3 protein-coding genes and 1 pseudogene are annotated in these 4,850 nt (G+C 49.0%); 2 read left to right on the top strand and 2 right to left on the bottom strand.

The features are described 5' to 3' along the window. The first annotated feature begins 16 nt into the window (after window positions 1-16). Together ACUU1M_RS18790 and djlC are read left to right on the top strand one after the other, a co-directional pair. Window positions 17-724 (top strand): DUF1266 domain-containing protein, encoded by a 708-nt coding sequence (locus ACUU1M_RS18790; RefSeq protein WP_001030940.1) that lies wholly within the window; start codon window positions 17-19, stop codon window positions 722-724. Beyond that, window positions 721-2,171, top strand: a pseudogene (gene djlC / locus ACUU1M_RS18785) (co-chaperone DjlC). The gene ACUU1M_RS18790 and the pseudogene djlC overlap by 4 nt, the downstream one beginning before the upstream one ends. Window positions 2,172-2,230: 59 nt before the next feature. On the opposite strand, the gene hscC reads toward djlC, so the two are convergent. Together hscC and rihA are read right to left on the bottom strand one after the other, a co-directional pair. Continuing rightward, window positions 2,231-3,901, bottom strand: coding sequence for a molecular chaperone HscC (hscC, locus tag ACUU1M_RS18780; RefSeq protein ID WP_000367845.1), 1,671 nt, complete (start codon window positions 3,899-3,901; stop codon window positions 2,231-2,233). 83 nt (window positions 3,902-3,984) lie between these two features. Then, window positions 3,985-4,850, bottom strand: an 866-nt coding sequence (rihA, locus tag ACUU1M_RS18775) for a pyrimidine-specific ribonucleoside hydrolase RihA (RefSeq protein WP_449144735.1), incomplete at its 5' end; no start/stop codon positions are given.

Below are 4,850 nucleotides of genomic sequence, written 5' to 3'. Positions count from 1 at the left end.
AAGGGATTATTAAAAAATGAATAAGGAAGAACAATATCTTCTTTTTGCGCTTTCTGCGCCCATGGAAATACTTAATCAGAGTTGCAAACCCGCGCATGACTCGCCAAAAATGTATACCGGGATAAAAGAATTCGATCTCTCATCATCCTGGGGAATAAATAATCGTGATGATTTAATTCAGACTATTTATCAGATGACTGATGATGGTCATGCCAATGATTTAGCTGGCTTATATCTGACATGGCAACGCTCTTCCCCTGAAGAGTGGAAAGCATTAATTGCTGGTGGCTCGGAGAGAGGGGTGATTTATACCCAATTCGTTGCCCAAACCGCTATGTGCTGTGGAGAAGGGGGAATCAAAGCCTGGGATTATGTTCGAATGGGGTTTCTGTCACGGGTCGGTGTGCTCAACAACTGGCTGACGGAAGAAGAGAGTTTATGGCTGCAATCGCGCGTCTATGCACGAGCTCACCATTACTATCACAGCTGGATGCACTATTTTTCTGCCTATTCACTAGGGCGTCTCTACTGGCAATCTTCTCAGTGCGAAGACAACGCTTCGCTACGCGAGGCGCTAACCCTGTACAAATACGATAGCGCCGGGAGTCGGATGTTCGAAGAGCTGGCAGCGGGAAGCGACCGTTTCTATGCCACGCTTCCCTGGCAGCCATTAACTGTCCAGCCTGAATGCCCGGTAACGCTTAAGGATGTGAGCGACCTATGAAAACATGTTGGCAAATCCTCGAAATTGAAAGCACGACGCAAATAGACATTATCCGCCAGGCTTATCTTGCTCGCTTACCGTTGTGTCATCCCGAAACCGATCCGCAGGGGTTTAAAGCATTACGCCAGGCCTATGAAGAGGCGCTGCGACTGGCGGTAAATCCTGTCGAGGAAGCAGATGATGAAGAAAAAGATGCCACCGCTGAACATGAAATACTACGTGCATTCAGGACATTACTGGATTCAGAAAGTGATCGTTTTCAGCCCTCCGCCTGGCAGAAATTTATTCAGCAATTAAATACCTGGAACATGGAGGATGTCGATCAATTACGCTGGCCGCTGTGTGCAATCGCTATAGAAGCGCGATATCTGTCATTAAATTGTGCTTCTTTGTTGGCAGAGCGTTTGAACTGGCATTCGTTTAATGACAGCGAAGGAATGGATGAGGAAGAAAGGGTGGCTTTTCTTGAGGCCATTCAGGCTGGTGATTGTTTCGATTTCCTTAGCCTTCTGGAATATCCCGTCGCGTTACAGAACCAGACTGTTGAATATTACTTCGCGCTGGAACGTTGCTGCCGTTACCATCCTGACTATGTCACTGCGTTTTTGGCGATGGAAGGACCGTGGTTCATTCCTGATGATGCAAAGTTACATCGCAAACTGTTGCGCTGGTACAGCTCGGTGCAAACAGGTATGGTGGAACTCATTCCTGTAGCCAAACAGTGGCAAGCGGAAGAACCAGAAAGCGAAGATGCCCGGTATTACCAGTGTGCACAACGTTTGTACTGCGGCGAGGGGGAAAGCCTGCTTGCCGATCTCGGCGCGTACTGGGAAAGTTACCCATCTACACAAGCTGATAATTTGTTGTTGCAGTGGAGCAAGCGTCATTGCCCGGATTATTTCGCGTTATTAGTGATGGTTATCGAAGCGCGGAGCATGGTAGATGCGCAAGGTCAACCGCTGAAATATGTTCCTGGTGAGAGCGCCCGGACGCGGCTGTTATGGGCGGAAATTTTACATAGCGGAAAATTATCGCGTTAGGTCAATCGTTTATTGAGTCGTTATTCTTCAAACGCAAAGCATGGGCGTGGTGGAAATCGAGAGTCGGTAGCGAGACAGAAGAAGATTCACCGTTACTGGATTTGTATCGGGTAGCGGAACAGGTAGTACTTGAAGCGTTTCCGAAACAAGAGATGCTGGCCCGTCTTAATACAAGGCTGGAAGGCGGAGATGCTCATCCATTAGAGGCCATTATCACCCGGATGCTGTTGACGAAAGTAAAACTCGAGCCGGAGGATGAAGATGTCGATGAGCCAACACCTGAAAACCATGAAGAAAAAAATGATGAGGGTGAAAAACCACAGAGCATTACCAGCATTATCAAAATCAGTTTAACGGTGCTGGTTATAGGTTATGCTCTCGGCAAAATCGCGATGTTGTTTAGTTGACGATGTGTTTTTTGCGCCGATGCCGGATGCAGCATTTACGCCGCATCCGGCAGCCGTGATTATGAGGTCTCAATGGCTAAATAAACGTTCGCCCGCCGCCTGACCTCATCGACGCGGGCCATATCGTTTGACTGCAGCGCCGCATCAAAATCGGTGATCACCCGGCCAATCTCTTCTCGCTCGTCACCCAGCGCCCGCGCCCACAACTCTTCCAGTTTGGCTTTAAAGGTGCGATTGATGAGCATATCGCGCGGATAAATTTTCAATGCGGATAACCGCGTCCGACTCTCTTCAATCTGCTGCGCGCTCAATGTTACCGGGCTGTGGTTAATCACTCTGGACTTAACGCTGCCGTCTTCCAGAAGCACGTCAACTTCAAGCAACCCGTTGATATCATAACTAAAGCGAATATCAATCGACTGATAAGCCCCGGTTTTCTTCAACGGCACATCGAAGGATTCCACCAGAATGTTGTTTTTAACTTTGTGGTTTTCTCCCTGATAGACGTTAACCGTAATTGAATCCTGTTCCGGGTGCATGGTTGAATAAGTTTCTACACGCGACACGGGTACAGTGGTGTTTCGTTCAATAATCGGCGAGAAAATGCCGGAAACGCCCTGGCGGTTAACCTCAACGCCCAACGAGTAAGGGCAAATATCAGTGAGGATCACTTCTTCAATATCTTCACTGCGTAAGCGGCAGGCGGCCTGGATTGCTGCGCCCAGCGCGACAATGGTGCTCGGATCGTAACTTTGATACGGTAATTTGCCAAACAGACGCACGGCGATTCGCTGCACCAGCGGCATTTGTGACGCGCCGCCAACCAGCACCAGACTGTCGATTTGACTCGGCTTCAGACGCGCATCGCGCAACGCCTGTTCAATCGGCACTCGCAAGCGATTGAGCAGCGGCAACCACAAATCTTCCAGTTCGTTCTCGTAAAATTCGCATTCCCGCGTTTCATCCTGGTACTGCCAGCGAATATGCATTGGCGATTGATTGCTACATTTTGCCGCTTCCACACAGGCGTACAAGGCTGCCAGTTCACTCTCGTTAAGCGTGGTCCTTGTGACATCCGCGCGCTTTAAAACGTCATCGACCAACATATGGGTAAAATCTTCGCTACCGAGGAAGTTGTCGCCAGCGGAGGCGTGAACTTCAATCACCGGCGTGGCGTACTCAAGCACCGTAACGTCAAACGTGCCGCCACCGAGATCAAACACCAGCGAACGGGTATTTTGTTGGGTATGCAGGCCATACGCCATCGCAGCTGCTGTGGGTTCATTAATTAAGCGTACCGCATTTAACCCGGCTAAGTCCGCTGCTAAACGGGTATGCTTGTGTTGTTCATCGCTGAAATAAGCCGGAACGGAGATCACCACATCTTTAATCGGACGTTGCAGAAATTCTTCGGCATCTTCTTTTAATGAGCGTAATACCAAAGAGGACAGTTCTGGCGCGTTAAATGTGTCGCTGCCTAACCGCCAGTTGGTATTACTGCCCATTGCACGTTTAAATAACGCTGCCGTTTTATCCGGATGCGAAGTACGCCGTGATACAGCCGGTTTTCCGACTAAAATATGATTATTTTCATCCATGCTAATTATGGATGGTGTTAAATATTCACCGAACTTATTTGGAATTAATTGCGCGGCACCGTCTTTCCAGACGGCAATTAAACTATTGGTAGTGCCGAGATCGATACCTATGGCGAGTTCTGCATTATCCATTGCATTTATATCTTGAAAGAAAAAGAGATAAATAGATTAAGACCACCCAGGTAACGCGTGGTGATCTTAATCAATGACGAGTGTTAAGCGTAAAATTTCAGACGATCAGCCAGTAAATCAACAAAGCCCTGACGATCAACATCGACAATTACAGTGGCATTCGGTTTATTGCCAGTCAGATAATAATAATCAACAACCGTCATACCCTGGGTATATTTCCCCTGTGTTTCCACGCCAACCCAGCGCTCAACAGTGGTAAACAACTCGGGTTTCAACAGCCAGGCGATGGTGCATGGGTCATGCAGCGGTGCGCCGACAAAGCCCCATTTTTCGTCTTTATGATATTCGAGGAAGAAATCCAGCAGTTCGGCAACAATGGTTGAAACAGGGTTGCCAATCGCGCGGAAACGCTCGGTGTCTTCAACGTGGATTTGCGCTTTATGAGTAACATCCAGACCGGCCATCACCACCGGGATCCCTGATTGGAAGACAATTTCTGCCGCTTCCGGGTCAACGTAAATATTAAATTCAGCCGCAGGCGTCCAGTTACCAAGCCCCATTGCGCCGCCCATAATCACGATACGGGCAATTTTGCTATGCAGTTCCGGATGGCTATTGAGCAGCAAGGCAACGTTAGTTTGCGGTCCGGTAGAAACAATCGTGACAGGTTCCGCACTTTCGCGCAGCGTTTTCGCCATCAGCTCCACCGCCGTACAGTTTTGCGGTGCGAACGTCGGTTCCGGTAATGCCGGGCCGTCGAGACCGCTTTCGCCGTGCACATTGTCCGCGATAATCAACTCACGCATTAACGGTTTTACCGCGCCGCCTGCCACCGGAATATCGGTGCGATTAAGCAAGGTCAGCATACGCAGAACATTGCGTAAGGTTTTTTCTGGTGTCTGGTTTCCGGCGGAAGACGTAATTGCTTTGACATCAAGCTCTGGTGAGG

It is taken from the genome of Shigella sp. SIG6, from assembly GCF_053555815.1.
This window is presented reverse-complemented; position numbering and strand designations above follow the sequence as displayed.